Below are 24,275 nucleotides of genomic sequence, written 5' to 3'. Positions count from 1 at the left end.
ATTAGCTTAAAATTTTATAAAATTGTGATGTTTTTTTTAAAATAAACTTATTTAATAATGGTGCATTTTTTCCAACAATTTCCATTTCTTTTAAATTACCATTGCAATGTAAAGCTATATTGCAACCTGCATTAAACGTTTTAATTGTATTTTTTTCTAAACTATATTTAAGACTTTTCATTGATAAATCATCTGAGATTAAAATGTTTTTAAATCCAATTTTGTTTCTTATTAATTTAATTAATTTTTTGGAGTGAGTTACAGTATTTTCATTATCAATTTTTTCAAAAATTATATGTGCTGTCATTGCAAAAAAAATTTTTTTATTTCTAAAAGGCACAAAATCATTTTTTTTTAAATAGTTTAAATTTTTTTTAATTATTGGGGTAAAATTGTGACTATCTACTTTTGCAAGTCCATGACCTGGAATATGTTTCATAACAGTTCCAATACTATTTTTATGAAAATAATCTATGCAAAAATCACCTATCTTAGAAACTATTTTTGGATTTTTAGAAAAAGATCTATTACCAATTATATTAGAGCTTCCTTTTACTCTTAAGTCTAAAACAGGAGATGTATTTACATTTACTCCTATTGATTTAAGTAAAAACGACGTTTTATCTATAAATAATTTATAATATAATTTGAATTCTTTAATATTTTTAATGTATTTTTTTCCAAAAAATTCAGATGTAAGATTGTCAAAAGAAATAATATTTTTTAGTCTATTAACTCTACCCCCTTCTTGATCAATTAATATAGGATATTTTTTATCATTAAAAATCTTTCTAATTGATGAAGTAAGTTTAAATGTTTGTTCAATATTTTTTATATTTCTTGTAAACAAGATAACACCCCACGGCTTATATTTTTTTAAAAAGTTTTTTTCTTTTTTTAATAGTTGAGTGGACTTTATCCCGATTATAAAAGCACGTCGTTTATTCATTTTTTTCTAATAATTTCCAAAAGTTAAATTTCTTTTTTTTTTTATTATTAGTTTGTTCAACATATTCTATGATATTTTTAGTATCATTTTCTAAAATTGGGAGTTTTTCTGCATAAATTTTTATCTTTTCATCAATTTTATTTAAAGCTCTAAAAGATTTTTTTTTATGATTGTCAGAAAAATAATACTTAGCTGTAAAAAAAATGAAAAGAATAATTGCTAATACATATATTGAATATTTAATTTCTTTAAACATTACATTTTTTCAGGAACATTAACTCCAACAATATCCATCCCAGATTTTACAACATTTGATATTGCTTTTAAGAAAACTAATTTATCATTAGTTATTTTTTTATCATTATTTATAAATCTTTTTTCTGGGTTATCTTTTCCTAAATTCCAGTATGAATGAAATAAAGAAGCCAATTCATACAAATAAGTTGGAATTCTATGAGGCTCAAGTTTATTACTCGCAGACTCAATGCATTTAGGCCACTCAGAAATTTTTTTTAGTATCTTTATTTCATCTTCTGAATATTGAAAATCAAATTTTTTAATTTCAATATCTGAACTCAAGTTTAATTCTAAGTGTCTAAAAACTGAAGCAATTCTAGCATAACAATATTGAACGTAATAAAGTGGGTTATCTTTTGATTTTTCAATAACATTGTCAAAATCAAAATCTAATTCTACATCGCTACTTCTATTCAACATAATAAATCTTGTAGCATCCTTTCCAACTTCATTTATCAAATCATCAACTGTTATATAATCACCTTTTCTTTTAGACATTTTGAAAGGTTTTTTATCTTTAATAAGTTTTACTAACTGACTGACTTTACAAACAAGTTTATCTTTTGATTTTGATATTGCCTCAACAGAGGATGAAATTCTTTTTATGTAACCTGCATGATCAGCACCTAAAATATTAATTAAATAATCAAAATTTCTATCTAATTTATTTTTGTGATAAGCAACATCACTTGCAAAATAAGTCCATGCACCATCAGATTTTTGTAAAGCTCTATCTTTATCATCACCAAAATCAGTAGATTTAAATAGTAATTGTTCTCTTTCAACCCAACTCGAGGCATCTTCACCAGCAGGTGCTTTTATTTTACCCTTATAAACAAAATTATTTTTTTGCAAATAATCTATTACATTTTCAACCTCTTTATTCAAAACTAATTTTTTTTCACTAACAAAATTATCATGAACAATACCAAGGCTATTAAGATTCTTTTTAATTAATTTTAAAGCTTCTTCAATTGATAGAACTGTTAATTTATCTGAAATATTATCAAAATTGCTAAAATCAATTTCATTATTAGAAGAAACAATATTATTGGCAAAATCAATTAGATATTCACCAGGATATAAGTCCTCATTATCAGATGGAAAAGGTTCATTAAATTTTATTTCTCTTATTCTAAAGTAAACAGATTTTGTAAAATTTATAATTTGATTTCCATAGTCATTTACATAATATTCTTTTGTAACTTTGTGATTGTTAAAAGATAAAACATTTGCAATAACATCACCTAATATTGCTCCTCTACAATGACCAACATGTAATGGTCCTGTGGGATTAGCTGAAACAAATTCAACTAAATAATTTTTCTTTTTTTCCTTTGTATTTATTCCAAAAGTTTTTGAATTTTTAATTATATCTTGAATAAAATTTGACCAAAATATTGGTTGAAATTTAATATTTATAAAACCTGGTTTTACTACAGATATATCTTTTATTAATTTGTCATTTTTTTTTAATTCATCAACTAAAATCTCTGCTAATTGTATTGGAGGTTTTTTATTTATTTTTGATATAACCATCGCAATATTTGTTGAAATATCACAATTAAATTTTTCTGGAGGGATTTCAGCAGTTATACCATCTAACTTATCTGGCAAAGAAATAGTTCCTTTTTTGGATAAATCTGTAAGGATTTTTTTTAATCTATCTATGTATTGATCAAAAATATTCATTTGATATTTGTATAAAGATTTATTGCATATCTATCAGTCATTCCAGATATAAAATCTGAAACCGCTCTATATTTATCTTTTGATAATTGTTCTTTTGTAAGAAATTTTCTTGGATTTTTAATTATTTTGTTAAACAAATACTTAATTATTGCTTTGCCTTTATTATTTTTGGCCAAAACATCTTTATTATTATACATTTTTGATTTTAAAAAATATCTTATTTCACTTTCAGAATTTTTAATTTTATCAGAAAAATCAACTATTGGAAAATCTGATTTAAATATATCTTTTGTCGTTCTAATTTTATTTTGAACTATATTTTTCATTGTATTTCCAATTAAATCTTTAATCATTAAATCGATTGAGTCTCTAATTATTTGATAAGTTGCTATTTTATAATTTTTTTTATTAATTTTTTTTCTATATTTAATGTAAATATCTTTAAAAAAGTCTATTTCAACTAACTCTTCTAACTTAAATAGATTTGCTTTTATTCCATCTTGTATATCGTGATTATTGTAAGCAATATCATCAGATATAGCTGAAATTTGTGCTTCTAGAGAAGGATAAGTATTGAAATTAATCATATTTTTGAACTTGGTAATTCCTATGAGATTATTTACTAAATCCAAATCATCTACAGGTCCATTATGTTTCAACAAACCTTCCAATGTTTCAATTGTAAGATTTAAACCATTAAATCTTAAATATTTATTTTCTAGAAACATTACAATTCTCAAAGTTTGAAGGTTGTGGTCAAAACCGCCATACTCGCTCATACAGTCATTTAATGCATCTTCGCCAGCATGACCAAATGGTGTGTGACCTAAATCATGCGAGAGACTCAAAGTTTCGGCCAAATCTTCATTTAAATTTAGATAACGTGTTATTGATCTTGCTATTTGAGCAACCTCCATAGAATGAGTTATTCTTGTTCTATAATGATCACCCTCTGTATTAACAAAAACCTGTGTTTTATGTTTAAGTCTTCTAAAAGATGCGCTGTGAATTATACGATCTCTATCTCTTTGAAAAGGAGATCGGTATTTGGACAAAGATTCCTTATAAATTCTTCCTTTGCTTTTGAATAAACCTAACTTTGAGTATTTTTTCATCCTTTAAAATAAATTATTAAGTATTATATTAGTAATACCAGTGTTCAATTATGATTAAAGAAATTAAATTTACTGATAAAGCTTTAAAACAGATCAATGTTTTATTATCTAAAAAAGATAAAGGATCTTTTTTTAGAATCGCTATTAAAGGTGGTGGTTGCTCAGGTTTTCAATATGAATTTACTTTTGACAAAGAAAAAGCTGTAGATGATTTGAATTTCGAAAATATACTAATTGATAAAACTTCTGCCGATCTTCTAAAAGGATCAGAAGTTGACTATGTTTCAGAATTAATTGGTGAACAATTCAAAATCACTAACCCACAAACTAAATCTTCTTGTGGTTGTGGTGTTTCTTTCTCTCTTTAATGATTATTTCCTCTTGGAATGTAAACTCGGTTCGAGCTCGTATTGAAAATATTAAAAGCTATCTTTTAAAATATAAGCCAGACATTGTAATGATGCAGGAAATTAAAACAGAAGATGTAAACTTTCCATACGATGATTTTTCAGGAATGGATTACGAAAGTCATGTATTTGGCCAAAAAAGCTACAATGGTGTTGCTATTATTTCTAAAGGAAAATTAAAAAATATTAGAACAGATTTAATCAAAGATAAGTTAAAACAATCTAGAATAATTTCAGCTGAATTAGAATATAAGAAAAAGATTATTCAATTAATAAATATTTACACACCCAATGGTAATCCTGTTGATACTGAAAAATATGATTATAAAAAAAAGTGGCTTGATGATTTAATTAAACAATTAAAGTCACTAAATAAAAAAAATCCGAATATCATTCTTGCAGGTGATTTTAATATCATTCCAGCTGCTGAGGATGTTTATAATCCAAAAAGCTTTGAGGATGATGCTTTATTTAGATTAGAAATAAGAAAAAAGTTACGAGAGATGATTAATTTAGGGTTTAATGATGTTTATAGACATTTTAATGAAACTAAAGAAGGATATACTTTTTGGGATTACATGAGAGGTGCTTGGCAAAAAAATAATGGTATGAGAATTGATCACTTCTTAGTTTCAAATTCTTTAATTGATCAAGTTAAAAGTATAAACATTAATAAAGATCCAAGAGGTCGTGAAAAACCTTCAGACCACACTCCTATTGAGATAACTTTAGCTTAAAGATTTTATTTTATTTACTAACTCTTCGTTAATATTTCGAGGACCTTTGTCTAATCTATTTTTGTGTCTTCTTTCACCTGGAAGTCTAACTCCATCAAAAGATTTCATCTTATCGAAAAATTCATCAGCATGTTTTTGCCAATTAGTACCAGAAGTTTTATCAGGTGAAATGGCAATAATAAATTCTCCTCCACTTGGTGGGCCACCATCATTATTATCTTTTGCAGCTGTTTCAAAACTAAAATTGTCACCAACTAAAGCACCAGCCATTAACTCAACCATCATCGCTATTGCTGAACCTTTGTAACCTCCGAAAGGAAGTAATACACCTCCATCTGCTATTGCTCCTGGATCAGTTGTCTCTTTACCATCTTTAGTTAAACCAGTTCCTAATGGAACTTTGTGTCCTTCTCTTTTAGCAACTTGAACTTCACCCATTGCCATTGATGCAGTCGCCATATCATAAACCACTGGAGTTTTTCCAGGTCTAGGCCATGCAAATGAAATAGGATTTGTTCCAAACAATGGTTTAATTGCACCAGCAGGTGCTACTGCAGGCTTGTATGATGTGCAGGCAAAAGCAACTAGACCTTCTTCAGCTAATTTTTCTGTTTCAGGCCACATCGCTGCCATGTGATGAGAATTATTGATCGCAAGGACTGCAACACCATTTTCTTTTGCTGCTTTTGCTAATTCAGGTAAACCCTTATTTAAAACAACAGGTGCCAAACAATTATTACCTTGAACTTTAATTACTGATGCTGAAATCTTTTTAACTTCTGGCTTTCCTTTACCATTTATTTTTCCACTTTTTAAACCACTTACATACGCAGGTAATCTAAATAATCCGTGAGATAAAGACCCATCACGTTCAGCATTTCTAATTAAATCTGATAGAATAGATGCTGTTTCTTCATCACATCCATTAGCTAATAAAGTCTTTTTAGCTAAATCAAATATTTCATCTAATGTTAGGGAAACCGTACTCACCCTTACATTAAATACTATCTATGTTTTCTTTTCAAATCTTTTTTTAGATCTTCGTGGTCACCAACAACTGTATGATATTTGCTCTTAGTGACATATTTTTCTAAAAAAGGAACTGCCAATAATGGAAGGAAACCACCAATAACAATTCCATATGCAGCACTTTGTAAATCTGGGTCGGCTAAAGCTGCTATAAAATCTGCAATGATGTGAGCTAAAACTATTCCAACTATACCAGCAATCGCTCCATTAGAGATAATTTTAAGAAATCTATTGATACTCCAACCAGTATAAAATCCAATTAAGGGTATTAATGTGTGAATAAAGCCAAAAGTTGCTCCTCTTAAAATGCTATGTTCTTCTATTAGTTCTTCCATAAAGTGAAGAAACTCTGGTAATTCATGTGAATGACCCTCTGCTGCTCTAACAAATGTAAAACTAAAAATACACATTGTTAAAGTTAAAAAACTTATTTTTTTCATTAATTGCACTCCTTACAAGTAGTTAAAACTTCCATGTTAAATGTATTAAAATCATATTTTTTTACGTTGTTTTTTTTAAATAAACTTTCAAAAAGACTAGATTTTAACTCCTCTGTATCTCCACATTTTTTACATATGGCGATTGCTGTACTGTGATTTTTTGAATGTAAATGATTGCACAGCATAAAAGTTTTTGTTTGATTAGATTTATGAATTCTTTCTTCTTCTATTAGGCTATCAAGAGCTCTGTAAACTGTCATAGGTTGTGTTTTTTTAACCTTTTGAAGCTTATCTAGTATCTCATAAGCAGTTAAATGCTTTGAAGATTTTTTAATAATATTAAAGACTAATTCCTTATTTGACATAATGTTATGTTATAACATCACAACAATAAGTCAAGAAAAATGATATAATAAATGCTGCAAATTAATTCTAAAAATAGAAAGGATAATAATGTCTAAAAATAACTATATTAAATGGATAAGTACATTTCTAGTTTTAGTTGGTATTCTATTAACAAACCTAAATATATATCCTTTAAATATATACTTTCACGGATTAGGTGTTGTTGGATGGACTATCGCTGGATTTGTTAGCAAAGATAAAGCGATACTTACTAACTTTGGACTGCAAATACCATTGTTCTTAATAGGAGTTTATAAAATTATTATTTAAACCAGAGAATAACCTGACGATCTAACTGTTCTTATTAACTCTTTTTTACCTTCAATATTTATTGATTGTCTAAGTCTTCGTATATGAACATCAATAGTTCTACTTTCGACGTTCACATTATTAGGCCAAACTATTTCTAAAATTTGATCTCTTGAATAAACTCTTTTGGGGTTCATTAAAAAAAATTCTAATAATCTAAATTCTGTAGGACCAATTTGAATTTCTTTATCTGCTCTAAAAACTCTTTTTTCTATTCTATTTAATTTTAAATCATCAAATATTAATTCATTTGCAACAACCTTAGGGTCGGATCTTCTTAGAACAGCTTTTATTCGTGCAGATAATTCATTAAAACTAAATGGTTTAGTAATATAATCGTCTACACCACTTTCAAGACCTTTGATCTTGTCTTCTTCTTCACCTTTAGCTGTAAGCATAATGATAGGAAGACTCTTTAAATTATTATCTCTTCTAATACTTTTACAGACATCTATGCCTGATAAATCAGGTAGCATCCAATCTAATAAGAGTAGATTAGGTTCAAATTTTTTTAGTTCTTTTAAACCTTCATTTCCGTTTAATGATGAAGAGACAACAAAACCCTCTTTTTCTAAATTGTGTTGGACTAATTGAACTATTGAAGCTTCATCTTCAATAATAAAAATTTTTCCTTTCATCAAATTATTCTTGAATTACTTTGCCCTTTGGCCTACTACCTTTTAGATATTCGCCTTTTACTAAATAACATACTGTTTCAGCGATATTTGTTATATGATCGCCTGCTCTTTCCAAATTTTTTGTAGCAAAAATTAAATGTGTTGAAAAATCTAAGTTTTTTTTATCCTTAGATAAAAAATCTATTACGCTTTCCATTGCAATATAAGTTAAGTCATCAACTTGTTCATCTTTTTCCCAAACTTCTTTTGCCTTATCAAAATTTTTATTTACATAACTATCAAGAACATCATTTAATTGTTTCATAACAAGCTCTCCAAGTCTTTTTAAATTTCCTAACAATTCATCAGGTAAATCTAGTGGTAAAGGCTTAACTTTTTTTGCATTACTCTTTGATAGATCTCCTATTCTTTCTAAATCTTGAGAGATTTTTAATGAACTTATAGTTTCTCTTAAATCAATTGCCATAGGTGCTCTTTTAACTAGTAAATTCATTATTTGTGTGTCTATTTTAGATCTAAATTTATTAATTTCTTCATCACTTTTAATAATTTTATCAATTGAGTCTTTATCAACTTTTATTACCGCATCCATTGCATCACTCAATTGGGACTCAGTTAAACTTCCCATTTTTATTAAAGAGTCTTTAAGAAATTGTAGCTCTTCCTCGTATGACTTTACTGTATGCTCATTGCTCATAATTTATCCAAATCTACCTGTAATATAGTCTTGTGTCATTTTATTGTCAGGATTTTTAAAAATTTTCTCAGTTTTTCCAACTTCAATTAACTTTCCTAAGTGAAAAAACCCTGTTTTTTGTGAAACACGTACTGCCTGGGCCATTGAGTGTGTCACTATTACAATCGTATAAGTTTTTTTTAATTCATCAATCAATTCTTCAATTTTTGCAGTAGCAATCGGGTCTAGAGCTGAGCATGGTTCATCCATAAGGATCACCTCAGGGTTAACCGATATAGCTCTTGCTATGCAAAGTCTTTGTTGTTGTCCACCTGATAAACTTGTACCTGGTTCATCAAGTCTATCTTTAACTTCATCCCATAAAGCAGATTTTTTTAAGCTGTTTTCAACAATTTGATCTAATTCACTTTTAGTTTCCCCTTTTCCATGAATTTTAGGACCATATGAAATATTATCATATATACTTTTTGGAAAAGGATTTGGCTTTTGAAAAACCATTCCAACTCTTTCTCTTAATGAGACAACATCTAAATTTTTATCATTTATTTCAATGCCATCCATTTCAATATTTCCAGTAACTTTACAAATATCAATAACATCGTTCATTCTATTTATGCATCTTATAAAAGTTGACTTACCACATCCTGATGGACCGATTAATGCGGTTACCTCTTTTTCATTTAAATCTAAATTGACATCAAACAATGCTTGTTTGTCACCATAATAAACATTCAAATTTTTTGATTTTATTTTAATATTACTCATTTAGTTCCATCGTTTTTCAAATTTTTGTCTTAAGTATACTGCAATAAAATTCATTAAAATTAAAAAGCTTAAAAGCATCATAATAGTTGCTGAAGTTTTTTCAACAAAACCTCTCTCTGCAGACTCAGACCATAAATATACTTGAACAGGTAATGAAGACGATGGGTCAACTGGACTTGAAGGTATATCAACTACAAAAGCCACCATCCCAATTAAAATAAGTGGTGCTGTTTCACCTAATGCTTGAGCTAATCCAATTATAGTTCCTGATAAAGTGCCAGGTAATGCTAAAGGGACAACATGGTGAAAAACAGATTGAAATTTAGATGCACCAACTGCAAGAGCACCCTCTCTTATTGAGGGTGGGACAGCTTTTAATGAAGCTCTACAGGGAATTATAATTCTTGGTAAAGTCATTAACGCTAAAGTTATTCCAGCAACTAATGGTGTTGATCTTGGTAATTGGATAGTTGCGAGTAAAATTTGTAGAGCAAGTAAACCGTAAACAATAGATGGTACTGCTGCTAAATTATTTATATTAATTTCAATAAAATCTGTAATTTTATTTTTTGGAGCAAACTCTTCCAAGTAAATTGAAGCTAGAACAGCCACTGGAAAAGCTAATAATAAACAAATTAAAATACTATAAAATGATCCGACTAAAGCTCCACCTATACCTGCTAGTTCAGGATCTCTTGAGTCACCATTGTTAAAGAAATAATTGTTAAAATTTTTACTTATCTTTTTATTTTCAACAAAATAATCGTATATAACTAATTGAAAATCAGAAATTCTCCTTCTTTCTTCAGGGAGATCTCTTGGATAATTACCTTTATGTAATTGATCAATGTCATCAGAAGCTGTTAAATCTAGCGTGATTGTTTTACCTATTAAATTATTATTTTTTAAAAAAGCTTTTTTAATCTCAATTTCAGCATCGCCACTAAATAATTTTAAAAGCTGATCCTCTTCTTTTCTATCTTTTGCTGGATAAGCCTTTATGAGATTTTCTATCATAATATCATAAAAATCAGCTTCCATTATTTCTTCTGTGGATGCACCATTTTGAATTTCTAGTAATTCCTGGTCAAAGAAAACTTCAGTGGTTATTACTGTTTTTTTAAAGGCTGAACTTCCTTTTGAGAAAATATTTTGAACTAAAATAGCAACAAATAACAAAGCAACAAAAATAGATGCTAAGCCATAAAACCTAAATCTTTTTTCTGCTTGATGCCTTTTTTTCAATCTTTCTTCTTTAGTCATACTTTTCTCTATATTTTTTAACTGCTCTTTGGGCGATATAATTCAGTATTAGTGTTGCTATAAACAATGTAAGCCCTAAAGCAAAAGCAGATTGGGTTTTTGGACTATCAAATTCTTGGTCACCAACAAGTATCATTACAATTTGAGTTGTAATGGTTGTGGTAGACTCTAAAGGATTAATTGTTAGGTTTGCAGCAAGACCAGCTGCCATTACAACGATCATTGTTTCACCAATAGCTCTTGATACTGCTAGTAGAACTGATCCTATTATACCTGGAAGGGCTGCAGGAATTACGACTTGTTTGATAGTTTCCGACTTAGTTGCTCCTACAGCGTAAGAGCCATCTCTTAGTGACTGTGGTACAGAATTTATCACATCATCTGATAAAGATGAAATATATGGTATAATCATAATACCCATAATTAATCCTGCAGCTAGTGCACTCTCAGACGAAACAGTTAATCCTAAATTTTCACCTAATTGTCTAAAAAAAGGTCCAACAGTTAATGCAGCAAAAAAACCATAAACAACGGTTGGTATTCCTGCCAAAATTTCAATAATTGGTTTAGAAATTCGTCTAACTTTAATTGAAGCATATTCAGCCATGTAAATTCCTGAAAATAGACCAATAGGAACTGCCACTAACATTGCAATAAATGCAATGAAAGATGTTCCTGCAATTAATGGAATAAAACCAAAAGCATCTTTTAACTCTTCAAATTCAGCTGCAGTTATTGATGAAGCATCTCTAACAAAAGCTCTTTGTGGACTCCAATTAGTTCCGAATAGATAATCAAACACATTAATTACTGAAAAAAACTTTATACTTTCGAAAAGTAGTGAAAATATTATTCCTAAGGTAGTTAAAATGGCTATTAAAGAAGATACAAATAATAAACCCTTTAAAATAACTTCCACATCATCTCTAGCTTTATTATTATTTTTTATTTTTTTTAATGAATAAACTACTGAAGCAATTATTATTGCAAAAATTAGAACTACTTTAGAATTAGTAAAAAGATTAATAAATTTAGCATATGCAAGAGCGCTTTCTTTTAAAATACTATCGATATCACCAAAATAAGTTCCTAAATGAATAGCTTTAATTTTTTCATAAATTAAATTAGCTTCATTTTTATCATTAAATATTGCCCCTTGGTTTGCAGCTGTCTCAATGATAATTGATTTTATTATTACTGGTTCAAATAATGACCACACTAATAAGAAAACTAATGAAGGTATTGAGCACCATAATACAAGGTAATAACCATAAAATTTAGGTAATGCATTAAGTTTGATATTTTTTTCAATTGAAATGGTTTTAGTTTTTGAACGACCATAAAAGAATAGTGAAAGAGAAAATATAGTTATTAAAAATATTAGAACGAAGTTCATTCGCTCAGATTGATATATTTCTTTTGTTACAGAAATGTTACAATTTAAATCAAAGATTGAATCAAAAAAAAAGGCCAGTATTTACTGGCCTTTTTTTGTGGATAAATAAAAAAATTATTTAATATTAATTGTATTAAGATCCATCGCAGCAGTTCTAGTGACTTTATATTTATCTGAAGCTAAAGGAACTAGTCCTATTTCAGCTAAATAACCTCTACCACCCATTGCTTTTTTAGATGTGAACTCTTTAAGATATTCTTGAATACCAGGAATAACGCCGATATGAGCTTTCTTTACATAAAAGAATAAAGGTCTAGCTATTGGATAAGAATAATCTTGAATACCTTCTAAAGATGGCTGTACACCCTCTACTGAAGATGCTTTAATTTTATCTTTATTAGCCACTAAGTAACTGTAACCAAAAAAACCAAAAGCATCAGGATTAGATGAAAGTTTTTGTACAATTAAAGTATCATTTTCACCAGCCTCTACAGCATATCCATCTTCTCTTATTTTAGCACATTCCTTTTTAGCTTTATCACCAAATAAGGATTTTGCTGTTTTAGAACAGCCTTTTACCATAACTAAAGAATTCCAAGCATCTCTAGTTCCTGAAGTTGGAGGAGCTACCAAGATTTCAATTTTTTTATTTGGAAGACTTGCATCAATGTCACTCCATTTTTTATAAGGATTTTCAACAAGTTTACCATCGACATCTACTTTAGCTGCTAATGCTCTCCATAGTTGTTCTTTTGTAAAATCTGCATCTGGGGCATTTACTGAGTGTGCAAATGAAATACCATCATTACCTACTACTATTTCAATAATTTCAGCAACTCCGTTTTTCTCACATAAAGCTTTTTCTTTAGGTTTAATTGCTCTTGAAGCATTTGTTATATCAGGATGATTTGCTCCTACACCTGCGCAGAATAATTTCATTCCTCCACCAGTACCTGTACTTTCGATTACTGGTGTCTTGAATTTTCCACCTTTACCAAACTTTTCAGCTACAACTGTAGCATATGGGTAAACAGTAGAAGAACCTACAATTTTTATTTGATCTCTTGCGTAACTAGTTGTTGTAAAACTAAGTACTAAAAGAAACCCTAATAAAATTTTTACTAATCTATTCATATTTCTCCTTTTTTAGATTCGTTATGCATTATTAATTAAATCTGAATCTTAAATATTTTATTAAAGGAAAGTTAAAGTTTTGTTACAAAGGCTAACTTTTTAGTTGAATTAAATTGAATTAAATTTCAAATCTATAGTAGTTCCTTGATTTTCCTCACTATTAATAATCATTTCGCCTCTATGTTGAGAAACAAGATGTTTAACAATAGCTAGTCCTAAGCCTGTTCCTCCAACACTTCGACTTTTGCTGGGATCAACAGTAAAAAATCTTTCGGTGATTCTATGAATAAATTCCTTGGGAATTCCTATCCCTTGATCTGATATAGAGACAATATTTAGATCACCCTCTTTTTTAGTAGCAATTTTAATTTCTTTGCCCTTCTCACTATATTTAATTGAATTATCAATAAGGTTAGTAAAAATTTCTATTAATTTATCCCGATCACCAATAATTTTAAAATTCTCAGTTTTTTGCAGATTTAAATTAATGTCATTTTTTTTAACAATGTTTTCATAAGTCTTAATCACATAACTAAGCACTTCAATTAAATCTATTTCGTGTGTAGGCCTTATATGTTCTTGAAGCTCAATCTTAGAAAGAGATAGCAAATCTCTTATTAAATTTTCCATTCTTTCAGATTGAGAGCTCATTACTGGTAATAAATTAGCAACTTCAGAATTCTTTTTTAAATCTGCATTATTTTCAAATGTCTCAAGTCCCATTTTAATAGATTGTAGTGGAGTTCTAAGTTCGTGGGAAACATTTGCAACAAAGTCTGATTTTAATTGTTGAAATTTATGAAATTCGGTTAAATCTCTCATAAAAAGCAAGCAAGATGGCTCATCAAAAAATAAATTATGATTATCTTGGTAAATTGTTACATTCATTCTAAGAACTGAAGGGTTTCGTAGCTCTATTTCAAGGTCATTAGAATTTTCTCCATTAAAAGCTTTTTCAATTGAACTTAACAAGTCGGGATTTCTTAAAAATCCACTTATATTTTCATTCAACTTTGTTTGAAATCTTTTACTGGCTGAACTATTACTAAAAATTATTTCCTTAGATTTGTTTAGAATTATAATACCTTCTGGAATGTAATTTAAAAGATTATAAATAGTTTCTCTATATTTTTTACTTTCATCTTCATCTAACTTTTTATCTTCAATTTTAACTTCAGTATTAATACCTAAGACTCTTTCTTTTTTTAAAAGAAAAAATAACAAAATAGCTATTATGATTAACAAAACAAATGTTAGAAGTTCCATAAATTACTTTACTCTTCCATATACATCCTGAAATCTAACAATATCTGTTTCTTTTAAAATTGAGCCTACTTGTGCTTCAATAATTTTCACTGGTTTTTTGTAGGGATTTTCTATTCTATGGATTGCACCTAATGGAATAAAAATAGTTTCATCAGGTTTCATTGTAAAATATTTCTTATTTAAAGTAATTTTAGGTTTACCTTGAGTAACAACCCAGTGCTCAGCTCTATGATGATGTTTTTGAAGACTTAATATACCTTTGGGTTTTACATATAATTCTTTAATTAAGAATTCCTTACCATTGAATAGATTAACATAACTGCCCCAAGGTCTATGGAATACATTCTTCTTTTTAAAATAATGTCTTTTATTTCTTCCATACATCTTACAAATTTCTTTCCAAGAACCTAAATCAGACCAAGGAATATCTAATTTGATCGCATTTATATCTTTAGTTTTTTCTAATATCGCATAGTCAAAAGACTTAGCTGTTGCTTTGGTAAATGCTTGTTTGTTTAAATAATACACATTACTTTTATATTTTGCTTTTGTTACAGCTTTATTACAGTTTCGGTAAATATTTGGCTGGTATTTCTTAAAGTTATTAATAATTGAGTCTTTTCTTAAATAAAACATTCCAGAATTCCAGTAACCTTTCTTCTTGATAATTTGTTTTGCTTTAGCCTCTTTTGGTTTTTCTACAAACCTAGAGACTTTATTATTTCTTGTTAAAAAATAACCAAATTGACTAGAAGGTATTGTGGGTTTAATCCCAAAAATAAAGATATTGTTTTGATTTAATTTCTTTTGTTGTTTTTTAATTGCTTTATTGAATAAACCAACCTTCTCTATCAAATGATCAGCAGCTAAGAACATTAAAGGTTGTTCGTTAGGAATATCCTTTATTAAAGCCGTACTTAATATAGCTGGTGCTGTATTTCTTTTAGCAGGCTCTAAAACTATCTTAAATTTTCTTATTCTATGTTTTTTTAAATGCTGTTTAACTTGTCTTAAATATTTTGCATTAGTGCTTATAATTGGGGCATCAAATATAGATGCTTTAACTCTCTCTAAAGTTTTACCTAATAAAGTCCAGTTACCAAAATCTATAAACTGTTTAGCTTGATGTTTTTTAGCATTAGGCCAAAGTCTTGTTCCTGCTCCACCACATAAAATAACTGGGCGAATTTTCATCAAATTTTAGAATATTCCTTAACTTCTTTTTTCTTACCCGGATGTGTTGGTGCCCCTAAATATGCAGGTCCAACAGTTTGTGCGTATTTCCAAAGTGTTCCTGATCCAAAATCAGATTTTCTTGCTTTCCATTTTCTTCTTCTTGAAGCTAATTGTGCTCTTGTTAATCGAACATTAATTGTTCCTTTTTTAGCATCAATATCAATCACATCTCCATTACGTAAAAGAGCTAAAGGTCCACCTAATGCTGCTTCTGGTCCAACGTGACCTACACAAAATCCTCTTGTGGCTCCTGAAAATCTTCCATCAGTTATTAAAGCAACTTTTTCTCCTTTACCTTGACCATAAATTGCACCCGTTGTTGAGAGCATTTCTCTCATACCTGGTCCACCAACTGGTCCTTCATATCTAATAATGATTACATCACCATCTTTATATTTTCTACTTTGAACAGCTTTCATAGCACTTTCTTCGTTATCAAAGCATCTTGCTTTTCCAGTAAATTGTAATTTCTTTAAACCAGCAATTTTTACAATTGCACCTTCTGGAGCTAAATTACCTTTTAATCCTACAACACCTCCATCAGGGGACAACGGTCTGTTATAAGCTCTTAAAACTTTTTGTTTTGGATTAAATTTAATTCCCTTTAAATTTTCTTTCATAGTTTTACCTGTAACTGTCATACAATCACCATGGATATAACCACCATCATATAAAGTTTTTAATAACATTGGTACTCCACCTGCTAACCACATATCTTTTGCAACATATTTTCCACCTGGTTTTAAATCTGCAAGATAAGGTGTTCTTTTAAATATCTTTGCAACATCCATTAAATCAAATTTAATTCCAGCTTCGTTCGCAATAGCTGGTAAATGTAATGCTGCATTAGTTGAACCACCTGTTGCAGCAACTATTGTTGCAGCATTCTCTAATGCTTTTTTTGTAACAATATCTCTTGGTTTAATTTTTTTTGCTAATAATTCCATTACCATTTTACCACTTGCTTTTGCATACTTATCTCTTTCTTCGTATGGAGCTGGTGTTCCAGCAGAATAAGGTAATGCTAAACCAATTGCCTCTGATACACAGGCCATTGTATTTGCAGTAAATTGTCCGCCACACGCACCTGCTGTAGGACATGCAACTAATTCTAATTTTCTTAATTCTTTTGCTGACATTTGTCCTGAAGAATGTTTTCCAACAGCTTCAAAAACATCTACAACAGTTACGTCTTTACCTTTATATTTTCCTGGAAGTATTGAACCACCATAAATAAATACACTCGGTACATTTAAACGTACCATTGACATCATTAAACCTGGTAAAGACTTATCACAACCTGCGATACCTACTAAAGCATCATAACAATGTCCTCTAACTGTTAGTTCAGCACTGTCTGCTATTACTTCTCTTGAAATTAATGATGATTTCATTCCCTCATGACCCATAGCAATACCGTCAGTCACTGTAATTGTACAAAATTCTCTTGGAGTTCCACCTGATGCTCTAACACCCTTTTTAACTGATTGAGCTTGTCTCATTAACGCAATATTACAAGGAGCAGCTTCATTCCATGTGGATACAACTCCTACAAAAGGTTTTGATACATCTTTTTCTGTTTCACCCATTGCATAGTAGAATGAACGATGTGGAGCTCTGTCAGGGCCTAGTGATGTATGTCTACTTGGTAATTTTTTTTTATTGAATTTTGGCATTATAAGCTTTCAATTGTTAAAGATATTTTTTTTATATTGTCTTCTAAATTACTATAGTTATTTTTTTCCTGTTCGACAATATTTTTTGGTGCTCGATCAACAAAACCTTTATTTGATAATCGTTGAGAGATCTTATCCAATTCTTCTTGGTATTTATTTTGTCTTTTCTGTAAGTTTTCTTTAATGAGATTTAAATCTACATTTTCATCAAAATAAACTTTAAAAATATCACCTGAAATAACGAGTGTTGCGGAAGGCTTGTCCTGATCTTTTTCAAAAAAATTATTGATACGACCAAGTTTCTTCAAAATCACCTCATTATTATTCATTAAAGATTTATTGTTTTTTGCAATCTTATTAATAGATACATCTACAAATGAACCAGGACTTACATTTAACTCATTTTTAAATGATCTTAACTCTGAAATAATATTAATAATCTTTTCAACATCTTTTTGAGATTTATCTTTTTTGGCTTTACCAGTTGGCCAGTTTTTATACATCAGAAAATTTTTATTTGATTTATCAAACTTATTTTTTAACCATATTTCCTCAGTCACAAATGGGATAAATGGGTGGAGCATTACGAGTATTTGCTTAAAGATATAAGCAGAAACTTCTTTTACCTCTTTTTGAGCTTTTTTATCGTCAGAATAGAGAATTGTCTTTGAAAGTTCGATATACCAATCACAATATGAATGCCAAGCAAATTGGTAAGCATTTTTAGCTGCCTCATCAAATCGATAATCTTCAATATTTTTTTGAATTTTGTTTTTTGTTTCTATTAATTCTGAATAGATCCATTTATTAATATTTAATGTTGTTTTTGGAACTTTATCAGTTTTAGTAAAATCACATTTATTGGTTATTAAAAAATTATTAGCATTCCACAATTTGTTTAAAAAATTTCTATAACCTTTAACTCTATCCTCAGAAAGTTTAACATCTGTTCCTGGTGACGCCATAGATAACAAAGTAAATCTTAAAGCGTCTGCACTATATTTTTCTATTAAATCTAAAGGATCAATAACATTACCTTTAGACTTAGACATTTTTTGCCCTTTTTCATCTCTTACTAAAGCATGAACATAAATATCTTTAAAAGGCTCTTTGTTTAAAAATTCCATTCCAAACATAATCATTCTAGCTACCCAGAAAAAAATAATGTCAAATCCTGTAACTAAAACAGTCGTTGGATAAAATTTCTTTACATAATCTTTTTTATCTGGCCAACCTAATGTAGCAAATGGCCATAGACCTGATGAAAACCATGTGTCTAATACATCTGGATCACGAGTAAGTTTCACATCTTTTTTATAATATTTCTTAGCTTGTTTAATTGCTTCTTTTTCATTTACAGCAACAAATATTTTTTTATCAGGCCCATACCATGCAGGAATTTGATGTCCCCACCACAGTTGTCTTGAAATACACCATGGCTCAATATTGTTCATCCATTGAAAATAAGTTTTAGACCAATTAGCCGGAAAGAAATTTGTTTTTTTGGACTTAACAATTTTTTTTGCTTTCACAGCTAACTTTTTTGCATCAACAAACCATTGCTCTGTCAGAAAAGGTTCTATAACAGAATTAGATCTATCACCGTAAGGAACTTTGTTTTTAATATTTTCTTCTTTTACTAAAAATTCTTTTTCATTTAATTCATTCAGTAGTTTTTTACGCGCATCAAATCTATCAAGACCTATATAATCCTTGGGCCCATTAACATTTATTTTTCCCTCTTCAGTGAAGATATTAATTATTTCTAGTTTATTTCTTTGTCCAACCTCATAGTCATTAAAATCATGCGCAGGGGTTATCTTTAATGCACCAGTACCTTGCTCGGGATCTGCATAATTGTCGGTAATAATTTTAATTTTTCTACCTACAATTGGTATGGTGGCAGTTTTACCTACAAAATCTTTATATCTTTTATCTTTTGGATTTACTGCGATGGCTGTATCTCCAAACATTGTTTCAGGTCTTGTAGTAGCAATAGTTATAAAGTCTGAGGAATTTTCAATTGAATATTTAATATAATAAATTTTAGAATTCATCTCTCTTTGATCAACTTCTAAATCTGAAATTGCAGTTTTAAGAACAGTGTCCCAGTTGACTAATTTTTCAGCCTTATAGATCAATTTCTTTTTATGTAGTTCTACAAAAACTTTAATTACAGATTTGGATAGATTTTCATCCATTGTAAATGCATTTCTTGACCAATCACATGAACAGCCAAGTTTTTTTAATTGGTTAATGATTATGTCACCATATTGGTTTTTCCAGTCCCATACTTTTTCAATGAATTTTTCTCTACCTAGAGAATTTTTGTTTAAATTTTCTTTTTCAAGTTTTCTTTCAACAAGTGCTTGGGTTGCAATTCCAGCATGGTCTGTACCAGGTTGCCACAAGGTTTCATAATTATTCATTCGATAATATCTAACTAATAAATCTTGAATTGAATTATTTAATGCATGACCCATATGTAAACTTCCAGTTACATTAGGTGGTGGAATTACAATAGAAAACTTTTTAGAGTTTTTTTTAGGTTTAAATAATTTATTTTTCTCCCAATATGCATAAATTTTATCTTCTACTTTAGAATGTATATATTTATCACTTATCATGGGTGTAATTAGTTTATAATTTAATAATCTAAATTAACAATAATCAAATTGGAACGTTATTTAATAGACTAATTGTAAATATTTTATATAAAACCCTTGTGGCTATCATCTAAAACAAGGCAACGTGGCGGAATGGTTACGCAGAGGATTGCAAATCCTTGTATCCCGGTTCGATTCCGGGCGTTGCCTCCAAAAAAAATCTTGTTTTAGGATGAAAAAAAAGTAAGTTGAGCTTTTTATATTCCTCGGTAGCTCAGTTGGTAGAGCAGTTGACTGTTAATCAATTGGTCGCAGGTTCGAGTCCTGCCCGAGGAGCCAAAAATTACCCAACCTTAGAAATATTATTACTTGCTACTTGTAAAGATTTATTAAACTTTAATTTTTGATCAGCATTTAACTCAGAATATAGTTTAACTAAAAAATTATAGTTAACATTCATATGGCCTTCTTGCGATTTTTCTAAGTTCACAAGATATTCTGAAAAATCTTCAAAAAAATAGTTAATTGGCACTTTTAAATAATTAGAAAGCTGTAATAATCTTATCGAGCTTACTCCATTAGTACCTTTTTCATATTTTTGTATTTGCTGAAACGTTACATTGATTGCTTTTGCGACTTTAGTTTGTGTTAAACCTAGAGCCAATCTTCTAAGCTTTAGCTTGTTGCCTAAATGCTTATTAAAATTATCTTCCATTAAGACCCCTCTTAATTTTTTTTAAAAAACTTATTGAACTAGTTTTTAATACCTACTGCAACTATATTTTTTTTAATTTTTAAAGAAAAAACAAGCAATATAGAAAATATGTCAAGCAATAGTTACAGTAAATATATAGATATATTTCTTGAAATTCAGGACAACTATAGTATCTGACTTAAGAAAAGTTTGGTCCTATCACTCTTAGGATTGGCAAAAAATTCTTTGGTATCAGCTTTTTCTACTATCATTCCTTCGTCCATAAATATCATTTGATCAGCTACTTCTTTGGCAAAACCCATTTCATGTGTAACTACTATCATTGTCATACCTTGTTTTGCTAAATTAACCATAACATCAAGCACTTCTTTAATCATTTCAGGGTCTAAGGCTGATGTTGGTTCATCAAAAAGCATTATTTTTGGCTCCATGCATAAAGCTCTTGCAATAGCTGCTCTTTGTTGTTGACCTCCAGATAACTGGCCTGGATATTTTTGAGCTTGATCAAGAATTTGCACTCTTTCTAAATGTTTTAATGCTAGTTCTTCTGCATCTTTTTTTGGCATTTTCTTTACCCAAATAGGTGCAAGTGTGCAATTGTCTAAAATTGATAAATGAGGAAATAAATTAAATTGTTGAAATACCATTCCAACTTCAGCTCTTATTTGTTCAATGTTTTTTGTATCCTCTGTTAATTCTGTTCCATCGACAATTATATTTCCTTCTTGATGTTCCTCTAATCTATTAATACATCTGATTAAAGTTGACTTACCTGAGCCTGATGGTCCACAGACAACAATTTTTTCTTTGGGTTTTACTTCCAAATTAATTCCTTTTAAGACTTGGAAATCACCAAACCATTTATTCATATTGCTTATTTGAATAATGCTATCAGACATAATATATTATCTATCAGTTTTATATTTAATTTCTAAATTATAGCTATATTTACTCATTGCATAACAAATAATCCAGAAAATTATTGCTGCAAATACATAACCCTCCATTGCAAAACCTAACCATTCTGGGTTAGTTTTAGCTAAATTTAACATTCCTACTATTTCTAAAAGACCAACAACAAATATTAATGGAGTATCTTTAACTAAAGCAAGAAATGTATTAGCTATTCCTGGTATTACTAGTTTTAATGCTTGTGGTAAAATTACAAATATATGCATTTTCCAATAACCCATACCCAAAGATTTTGCAGCTTCGTATTGACCTCTCGGAAGAGCTTGTAGTCCACCTCTGATTACTTCAGCAACATAAGCTGCTTCAAACAATGATATTGCTATTATACACCTTACTAATTTATCTATAAAGAAATCTGCTGGTAAAAACATTGGAAACATAACAGCAGACATAAATAAAACTGTAATTAATGGAACGCCTCTCCAAAATTCAATAAAACCAATTGAAATATATCTAATTAAAGGAAAACTTGATCTTCTACCTAATGCAAAAGCCATTCCAATTGGAAAACAGAATATCAGACAGAAAAAAGAAATTATAAAAGTAAGAGATAAACCTCCCCAAGCGCCAGTTTCTACCCAATTTAAACCTTCGAGCTTACCTAATTCAATATATTCTTCAAAGAAGAGAAAATATTTTAGTAAGATGTAAAGAGCGAACGGAACAATTAAGAAATAATAAAATTTAAATTTACTAGGAATAAAAAAACCAACAATAATTGATAAAATTGCAGCTATTATTCCATAAGAAAAATCAAAAAATACTGGACCACCAGAAATAAAGAAAAAAATGAATAAAAATGCAATCAAAGGATAAACTACGACGTAATAAAGTGTTAGATATTTCTTAAATTTATCTGTAGCAAAATATCCAACAGAACCAAGTAGTGCCAAAGCTATAAATGAAAGATTAATTCTCCATTGTTCTGCATTTGGATACATTCCATACATAAATCTTCTCATCCAAACTTTAATATAAGTCCAGCAAGCACCAGATCCTGAACATACATCTTTGCTATCACCTGCAAAACTAGCATCAATCACAAACCAGCTTAATATTGGTGGTATAGATTTAATTACTACAAAAATTATTAATAAAGAAAGAATAGCATTGAAGTTATTAGTATTAATATGCTTATTAATAAGATCTAAATGTTTTATTCCGCTATATTCAATTCTAACAAAGTAAAGGCCTATAAAACCAAGAATTAAAGGTAGTAAAAAACTTAATAAATTTGGTAAAAAACCAGTTAAATTTACTTTAAAGAATGAATTTAAGAAAACATCTAAAATACTAACAAAAAACAAAAAAGAACCTAAATACAAAAATGTGTTTAAATTTGATTTATCAGGTTTTAAAAAACTAATATTAGTCATTATTTTTCCTGTATAGCTATTCTTTTATTGTACCAATTCATTAAAATTGAAATTGATATGCTTAAGCTTAAATAGGTAAACATAGTTATAGACACAATCTCAATTGCTTTACCAGTTTGCATTAAAGCTGTGCCTGCAAAAACTAAAACTAAATCAGGATAAGCAATAGCAGCAGCCAAAGATGAATTTTTTGTTAAATTCAAATACTGATTAGTTGTTGGTGGTATTATAATCCTCAAAGCTTGTGGCATAATTACAAGTTTAAGAACTTGATTAGGATTTAATCCAATAGATGCAGCAGCTTCTTTCTGACCTTTGCCAACTCCTTGAATTCCAGCTCTAACACATTCAGCAATAAAAGTAGCTGTATATAACGATAAAGATAAAGTTAATGCTATTAATTCGGGTGGCAAACCTAAACCACCATCATAAATAAATGAAGTGGCTGCTAATTGTTTTAGCTGAGGAATTTCAAAAGATAAACTTACACCGCCAATTAAAAAACTCAAAAGAGGTAAAATAAAGATTAATCCAATTGAAATTAAAAAAACGGGTAATTGTTTACCTTGTGTTTCTTGTAATTTTTTTGCATGAATTCTGATTACAATAATTGCAATTATTGCTGCTACTATTGAATAGAAGAAAATATTAAAATTTTCCCAAATAAAAGCAGGAACATAAAGACCTTTAATTGTTAAAAAAAATACACCAAAAATTGCCTCAGCATCTTGAGGAAGTGGTAATGCTCTTAATGCTGCAAAATACCAAAAAAATATTTGTAAAAGTAAAGGTATATTTCTAAAAAATTCTACATAATAAGCTGCAAATTTATTTATTAAGTAATTTGGCGATAATCTTGCTACACCAATAATAACTCCAAGTATTGTTGCTATAATAATTCCAATTACAGAAACTAGTATAGTATTTAATAAACCAACTAAATATGCTCTAAAATATGAATGTGAACCGTCATATTCAATTAAAGAAAATTGAACATCAAAAGATGATTCTTGTGATAAGAAACCATAACCAAATTCAATACCTCTTTCCTCCATATTGATTTGCGCGTTATAAGTAAAAAAACCAAATATTAGAACTACAGCTATAACTGTAATTAATTGGGGGCCTAAATCTTTTAATTTAAAATTCACAGTG

24 protein-coding genes and 2 tRNA genes are annotated in these 24,275 nt (G+C 29.0%); 5 read left to right on the top strand and 21 right to left on the bottom strand.

The genetic code is table 11. From position 1 onward, the window contains the following. Position 1: 1 nt before the first annotated feature. The 4 genes from ACTTAV_RS04325 to ACTTAV_RS04310 are packed head-to-tail and all read right to left on the bottom strand — an operon-like array spanning position 2 to position 4,053. Positions 2-949: a glycoside hydrolase family 3 N-terminal domain-containing protein gene (locus tag ACTTAV_RS04325; RefSeq protein ID WP_440670460.1), complete on the bottom strand. Its 948-nt coding sequence runs from the start codon at positions 947-949 to the stop codon at positions 2-4. Then, positions 942-1,205 (bottom strand): hypothetical protein, encoded by a 264-nt coding sequence (locus tag ACTTAV_RS04320; RefSeq protein WP_440670459.1) that lies wholly within the window; start codon positions 1,203-1,205, stop codon positions 942-944. Before ACTTAV_RS04320 ends, ACTTAV_RS04325 begins: the two co-directional genes overlap by 8 nt. Further along, on the bottom strand, positions 1,205-2,938 hold the full coding sequence (argS, locus tag ACTTAV_RS04315; RefSeq protein WP_440670458.1) for an arginine--tRNA ligase: 1,734 nt from the start codon (positions 2,936-2,938) through the stop codon (positions 1,205-1,207). Before argS ends, ACTTAV_RS04320 begins: the two co-directional genes overlap by 1 nt. After that, positions 2,935-4,053: a deoxyguanosinetriphosphate triphosphohydrolase gene (locus ACTTAV_RS04310; protein ID WP_440670456.1), complete on the bottom strand. Its 1,119-nt coding sequence runs from the start codon at positions 4,051-4,053 to the stop codon at positions 2,935-2,937. The genes argS and ACTTAV_RS04310 overlap by 4 nt, the downstream gene beginning before the upstream one ends. 50 nt (positions 4,054-4,103) lie before the next feature. Between ACTTAV_RS04310 and ACTTAV_RS04305 the strand changes: the two genes are divergently transcribed. Continuing rightward, positions 4,104-4,421: a HesB/IscA family protein gene (locus tag ACTTAV_RS04305; protein WP_440670455.1), complete on the top strand. Its 318-nt coding sequence runs from the start codon at positions 4,104-4,106 to the stop codon at positions 4,419-4,421. After that, positions 4,421-5,197, top strand: a complete 777-nt coding sequence (xth, locus tag ACTTAV_RS04300; protein WP_440670453.1) for an exodeoxyribonuclease III — start codon at positions 4,421-4,423, stop codon at positions 5,195-5,197. Before ACTTAV_RS04305 ends, xth begins: the two co-directional genes overlap by 1 nt. On the opposite strand, the gene ACTTAV_RS04295 is transcribed toward xth, so the two are convergent. The 3 genes from ACTTAV_RS04295 to ACTTAV_RS04285 are packed head-to-tail and all read right to left on the bottom strand — an operon-like array spanning position 5,189 to position 7,031. Continuing rightward, positions 5,189-6,187 (bottom strand): Ldh family oxidoreductase, encoded by a 999-nt coding sequence (locus ACTTAV_RS04295; RefSeq protein ID WP_440670452.1) that lies wholly within the window; start codon positions 6,185-6,187, stop codon positions 5,189-5,191. The genes xth and ACTTAV_RS04295 overlap by 9 nt on opposite strands. 14 nt (positions 6,188-6,201) lie before the next feature. After that, positions 6,202-6,666 carry a hypothetical protein gene (locus ACTTAV_RS04290; RefSeq protein ID WP_440670451.1) on the bottom strand — a complete coding sequence of 155 codons (465 nt, stop codon included), beginning with the start codon at positions 6,664-6,666 and terminating at the stop codon, positions 6,202-6,204. Next, positions 6,666-7,031 carry a Fur family transcriptional regulator gene (locus ACTTAV_RS04285; RefSeq protein WP_440670450.1) on the bottom strand — a complete coding sequence of 122 codons (366 nt, stop codon included), beginning with the start codon at positions 7,029-7,031 and terminating at the stop codon, positions 6,666-6,668. The genes ACTTAV_RS04290 and ACTTAV_RS04285 overlap by 1 nt, the downstream gene beginning before the upstream one ends. A gap of 88 nt (positions 7,032-7,119) precedes the next feature. Between ACTTAV_RS04285 and ACTTAV_RS04280 the strand changes: the two genes are divergently transcribed. Next, on the top strand, positions 7,120-7,341 hold the full coding sequence (locus ACTTAV_RS04280; RefSeq protein WP_440670449.1) for a DUF6552 family protein: 222 nt from the start codon (positions 7,120-7,122) through the stop codon (positions 7,339-7,341). On the opposite strand, the gene phoB is transcribed toward ACTTAV_RS04280, so the two are convergent. The 10 genes from phoB to ACTTAV_RS04230 all read right to left on the bottom strand — a co-directional run bounded on the left by phoB (position 7,338) and on the right by ACTTAV_RS04230 (position 20,078). Continuing rightward, complete coding sequence (gene phoB / locus ACTTAV_RS04275) at positions 7,338-8,018, bottom strand: phosphate regulon transcriptional regulator PhoB (RefSeq protein ID WP_440670447.1); 681 nt, start codon at positions 8,016-8,018, stop codon at positions 7,338-7,340. The genes ACTTAV_RS04280 and phoB overlap by 4 nt on opposite strands. A gap of 4 nt (positions 8,019-8,022) precedes the next feature. After that, positions 8,023-8,715: a phosphate signaling complex protein PhoU gene (gene phoU / locus ACTTAV_RS04270; protein WP_440670446.1), complete on the bottom strand. Its 693-nt coding sequence runs from the start codon at positions 8,713-8,715 to the stop codon at positions 8,023-8,025. A gap of 3 nt (positions 8,716-8,718) precedes the next feature. After that, positions 8,719-9,480 (bottom strand): phosphate ABC transporter ATP-binding protein PstB, encoded by a 762-nt coding sequence (pstB, locus tag ACTTAV_RS04265; RefSeq protein WP_440670445.1) that lies wholly within the window; start codon positions 9,478-9,480, stop codon positions 8,719-8,721. Next, positions 9,481-10,743, bottom strand: coding sequence for a phosphate ABC transporter permease PstA (gene pstA, locus ACTTAV_RS04260; protein ID WP_440670444.1), 1,263 nt, complete (start codon positions 10,741-10,743; stop codon positions 9,481-9,483). Continuing rightward, positions 10,736-12,139, bottom strand: a complete 1,404-nt coding sequence (gene pstC / locus ACTTAV_RS04255; RefSeq protein ID WP_440670442.1) for a phosphate ABC transporter permease subunit PstC — start codon at positions 12,137-12,139, stop codon at positions 10,736-10,738. Before pstC ends, pstA begins: the two co-directional genes overlap by 8 nt. A 114-nt stretch (positions 12,140-12,253) precedes the next feature. Then, positions 12,254-13,273 carry a substrate-binding domain-containing protein gene (locus tag ACTTAV_RS04250; RefSeq protein WP_440670441.1) on the bottom strand — a complete coding sequence of 340 codons (1,020 nt, stop codon included), beginning with the start codon at positions 13,271-13,273 and terminating at the stop codon, positions 12,254-12,256. A gap of 108 nt (positions 13,274-13,381) precedes the next feature. Then, positions 13,382-14,539, bottom strand: a complete 1,158-nt coding sequence (locus tag ACTTAV_RS04245) for an ATP-binding protein (protein ID WP_440670439.1) — start codon at positions 14,537-14,539, stop codon at positions 13,382-13,384. Positions 14,540-14,542: 3 nt separating this feature from the next. Continuing rightward, on the bottom strand, positions 14,543-15,733 hold the full coding sequence (locus ACTTAV_RS04240) for a sugar phosphate nucleotidyltransferase (protein WP_440670438.1): 1,191 nt from the start codon (positions 15,731-15,733) through the stop codon (positions 14,543-14,545). Then, positions 15,733-17,451 carry a dihydroxy-acid dehydratase gene (gene ilvD / locus ACTTAV_RS04235; RefSeq protein ID WP_440670437.1) on the bottom strand — a complete coding sequence of 573 codons (1,719 nt, stop codon included), beginning with the start codon at positions 17,449-17,451 and terminating at the stop codon, positions 15,733-15,735. Before ilvD ends, ACTTAV_RS04240 begins: the two co-directional genes overlap by 1 nt. Continuing rightward, positions 17,451-20,078 (bottom strand): valine--tRNA ligase, encoded by a 2,628-nt coding sequence (locus ACTTAV_RS04230; RefSeq protein ID WP_440670436.1) that lies wholly within the window; start codon positions 20,076-20,078, stop codon positions 17,451-17,453. The genes ilvD and ACTTAV_RS04230 overlap by 1 nt, the downstream gene beginning before the upstream one ends. A gap of 118 nt (positions 20,079-20,196) precedes the next feature. Here ACTTAV_RS04230 and ACTTAV_RS04225 point away from each other — a divergent pair. Beyond that, positions 20,197-20,270 (top strand) — tRNA-Cys (locus ACTTAV_RS04225). 50 nt (positions 20,271-20,320) lie between these two features. Then, a tRNA-Asn gene (locus ACTTAV_RS04220) sits at positions 20,321-20,396 on the top strand. Positions 20,397-20,400: 4 nt separating this feature from the next. On the opposite strand, the gene ACTTAV_RS04215 is transcribed toward ACTTAV_RS04220, so the two are convergent. The 4 genes from ACTTAV_RS04215 to ACTTAV_RS04200 form a co-directional block, all read right to left on the bottom strand. After that, positions 20,401-20,772, bottom strand: a complete 372-nt coding sequence (locus ACTTAV_RS04215) for a helix-turn-helix domain-containing protein (protein WP_440670434.1) — start codon at positions 20,770-20,772, stop codon at positions 20,401-20,403. 164 nt (positions 20,773-20,936) lie between these two features. After that, positions 20,937-21,671: an amino acid ABC transporter ATP-binding protein gene (locus ACTTAV_RS04210; protein WP_440670433.1), complete on the bottom strand. Its 735-nt coding sequence runs from the start codon at positions 21,669-21,671 to the stop codon at positions 20,937-20,939. 6 nt (positions 21,672-21,677) lie between these two features. Next, on the bottom strand, positions 21,678-23,120 hold the full coding sequence (locus tag ACTTAV_RS04205; protein ID WP_440670432.1) for an amino acid ABC transporter permease: 1,443 nt from the start codon (positions 23,118-23,120) through the stop codon (positions 21,678-21,680). Beyond that, positions 23,120-24,271 (bottom strand): amino acid ABC transporter permease, encoded by a 1,152-nt coding sequence (locus ACTTAV_RS04200; RefSeq protein WP_440670430.1) that lies wholly within the window; start codon positions 24,269-24,271, stop codon positions 23,120-23,122. The genes ACTTAV_RS04205 and ACTTAV_RS04200 overlap by 1 nt, the downstream gene beginning before the upstream one ends. Positions 24,272-24,275: the final 4 nt, after the last annotated feature.

This window comes from Candidatus Pelagibacter sp. HIMB1483 (genome assembly GCF_052048135.1).
Taxonomy (GTDB): Bacteria; Pseudomonadota; Alphaproteobacteria; order Pelagibacterales; family Pelagibacteraceae; genus Pelagibacter.
This window is presented reverse-complemented; position numbering and strand designations above follow the sequence as displayed.

Excerpts from the sequence above, each read along its gene's own strand:
- ACTTAV_RS04305 (WP_440670455.1), top strand. The coding sequence starts at position 4,104 with ATGATTAAAGAAATTAAATTTACTGATAAAGCTTTAAAACAGATCAAT.
- xth (WP_440670453.1), top strand. The coding sequence starts at position 4,421 with ATGATTATTTCCTCTTGGAATGTAAACTCGGTTCGAGCTCGTATTGAA.
- pstC (WP_440670442.1), bottom strand. The coding sequence starts at position 12,139 with ATGAACTTCGTTCTAATATTTTTAATAACTATATTTTCTCTTTCACTA.
- ACTTAV_RS04215 (WP_440670434.1), bottom strand. The coding sequence starts at position 20,772 with ATGGAAGATAATTTTAATAAGCATTTAGGCAACAAGCTAAAGCTTAGA.
- ACTTAV_RS04320 (WP_440670459.1), bottom strand. The coding sequence starts at position 1,205 with ATGTTTAAAGAAATTAAATATTCAATATATGTATTAGCAATTATTCTT.
- ACTTAV_RS04280 (WP_440670449.1), top strand. The coding sequence starts at position 7,120 with ATGTCTAAAAATAACTATATTAAATGGATAAGTACATTTCTAGTTTTA.
- argS (WP_440670458.1), bottom strand. The coding sequence starts at position 2,938 with ATGAATATTTTTGATCAATACATAGATAGATTAAAAAAAATCCTTACA.
- ACTTAV_RS04250 (WP_440670441.1), bottom strand. The coding sequence starts at position 13,273 with ATGAATAGATTAGTAAAAATTTTATTAGGGTTTCTTTTAGTACTTAGT.
- ACTTAV_RS04210 (WP_440670433.1), bottom strand. The coding sequence starts at position 21,671 with ATGTCTGATAGCATTATTCAAATAAGCAATATGAATAAATGGTTTGGT.
- ACTTAV_RS04285 (WP_440670450.1), bottom strand. The coding sequence starts at position 7,031 with ATGTCAAATAAGGAATTAGTCTTTAATATTATTAAAAAATCTTCAAAG.
- ACTTAV_RS04240 (WP_440670438.1), bottom strand. The coding sequence starts at position 15,733 with ATGAAAATTCGCCCAGTTATTTTATGTGGTGGAGCAGGAACAAGACTT.
- ACTTAV_RS04310 (WP_440670456.1), bottom strand. The coding sequence starts at position 4,053 with ATGAAAAAATACTCAAAGTTAGGTTTATTCAAAAGCAAAGGAAGAATT.
- ACTTAV_RS04325 (WP_440670460.1), bottom strand. The coding sequence starts at position 949 with ATGAATAAACGACGTGCTTTTATAATCGGGATAAAGTCCACTCAACTA.
- phoU (WP_440670446.1), bottom strand. The coding sequence starts at position 8,715 with ATGAGCAATGAGCATACAGTAAAGTCATACGAGGAAGAGCTACAATTT.
- ACTTAV_RS04245 (WP_440670439.1), bottom strand. The coding sequence starts at position 14,539 with ATGGAACTTCTAACATTTGTTTTGTTAATCATAATAGCTATTTTGTTA.
- phoB (WP_440670447.1), bottom strand. The coding sequence starts at position 8,018 with ATGAAAGGAAAAATTTTTATTATTGAAGATGAAGCTTCAATAGTTCAA.
- ACTTAV_RS04230 (WP_440670436.1), bottom strand. The coding sequence starts at position 20,078 with ATGATAAGTGATAAATATATACATTCTAAAGTAGAAGATAAAATTTAT.
- pstB (WP_440670445.1), bottom strand. The coding sequence starts at position 9,480 with ATGAGTAATATTAAAATAAAATCAAAAAATTTGAATGTTTATTATGGT.
- ACTTAV_RS04290 (WP_440670451.1), bottom strand. The coding sequence starts at position 6,666 with ATGAAAAAAATAAGTTTTTTAACTTTAACAATGTGTATTTTTAGTTTT.
- pstA (WP_440670444.1), bottom strand. The coding sequence starts at position 10,743 with ATGACTAAAGAAGAAAGATTGAAAAAAAGGCATCAAGCAGAAAAAAGA.
- ilvD (WP_440670437.1), bottom strand. The coding sequence starts at position 17,451 with ATGCCAAAATTCAATAAAAAAAAATTACCAAGTAGACATACATCACTA.
- ACTTAV_RS04205 (WP_440670432.1), bottom strand. The coding sequence starts at position 23,120 with ATGACTAATATTAGTTTTTTAAAACCTGATAAATCAAATTTAAACACA.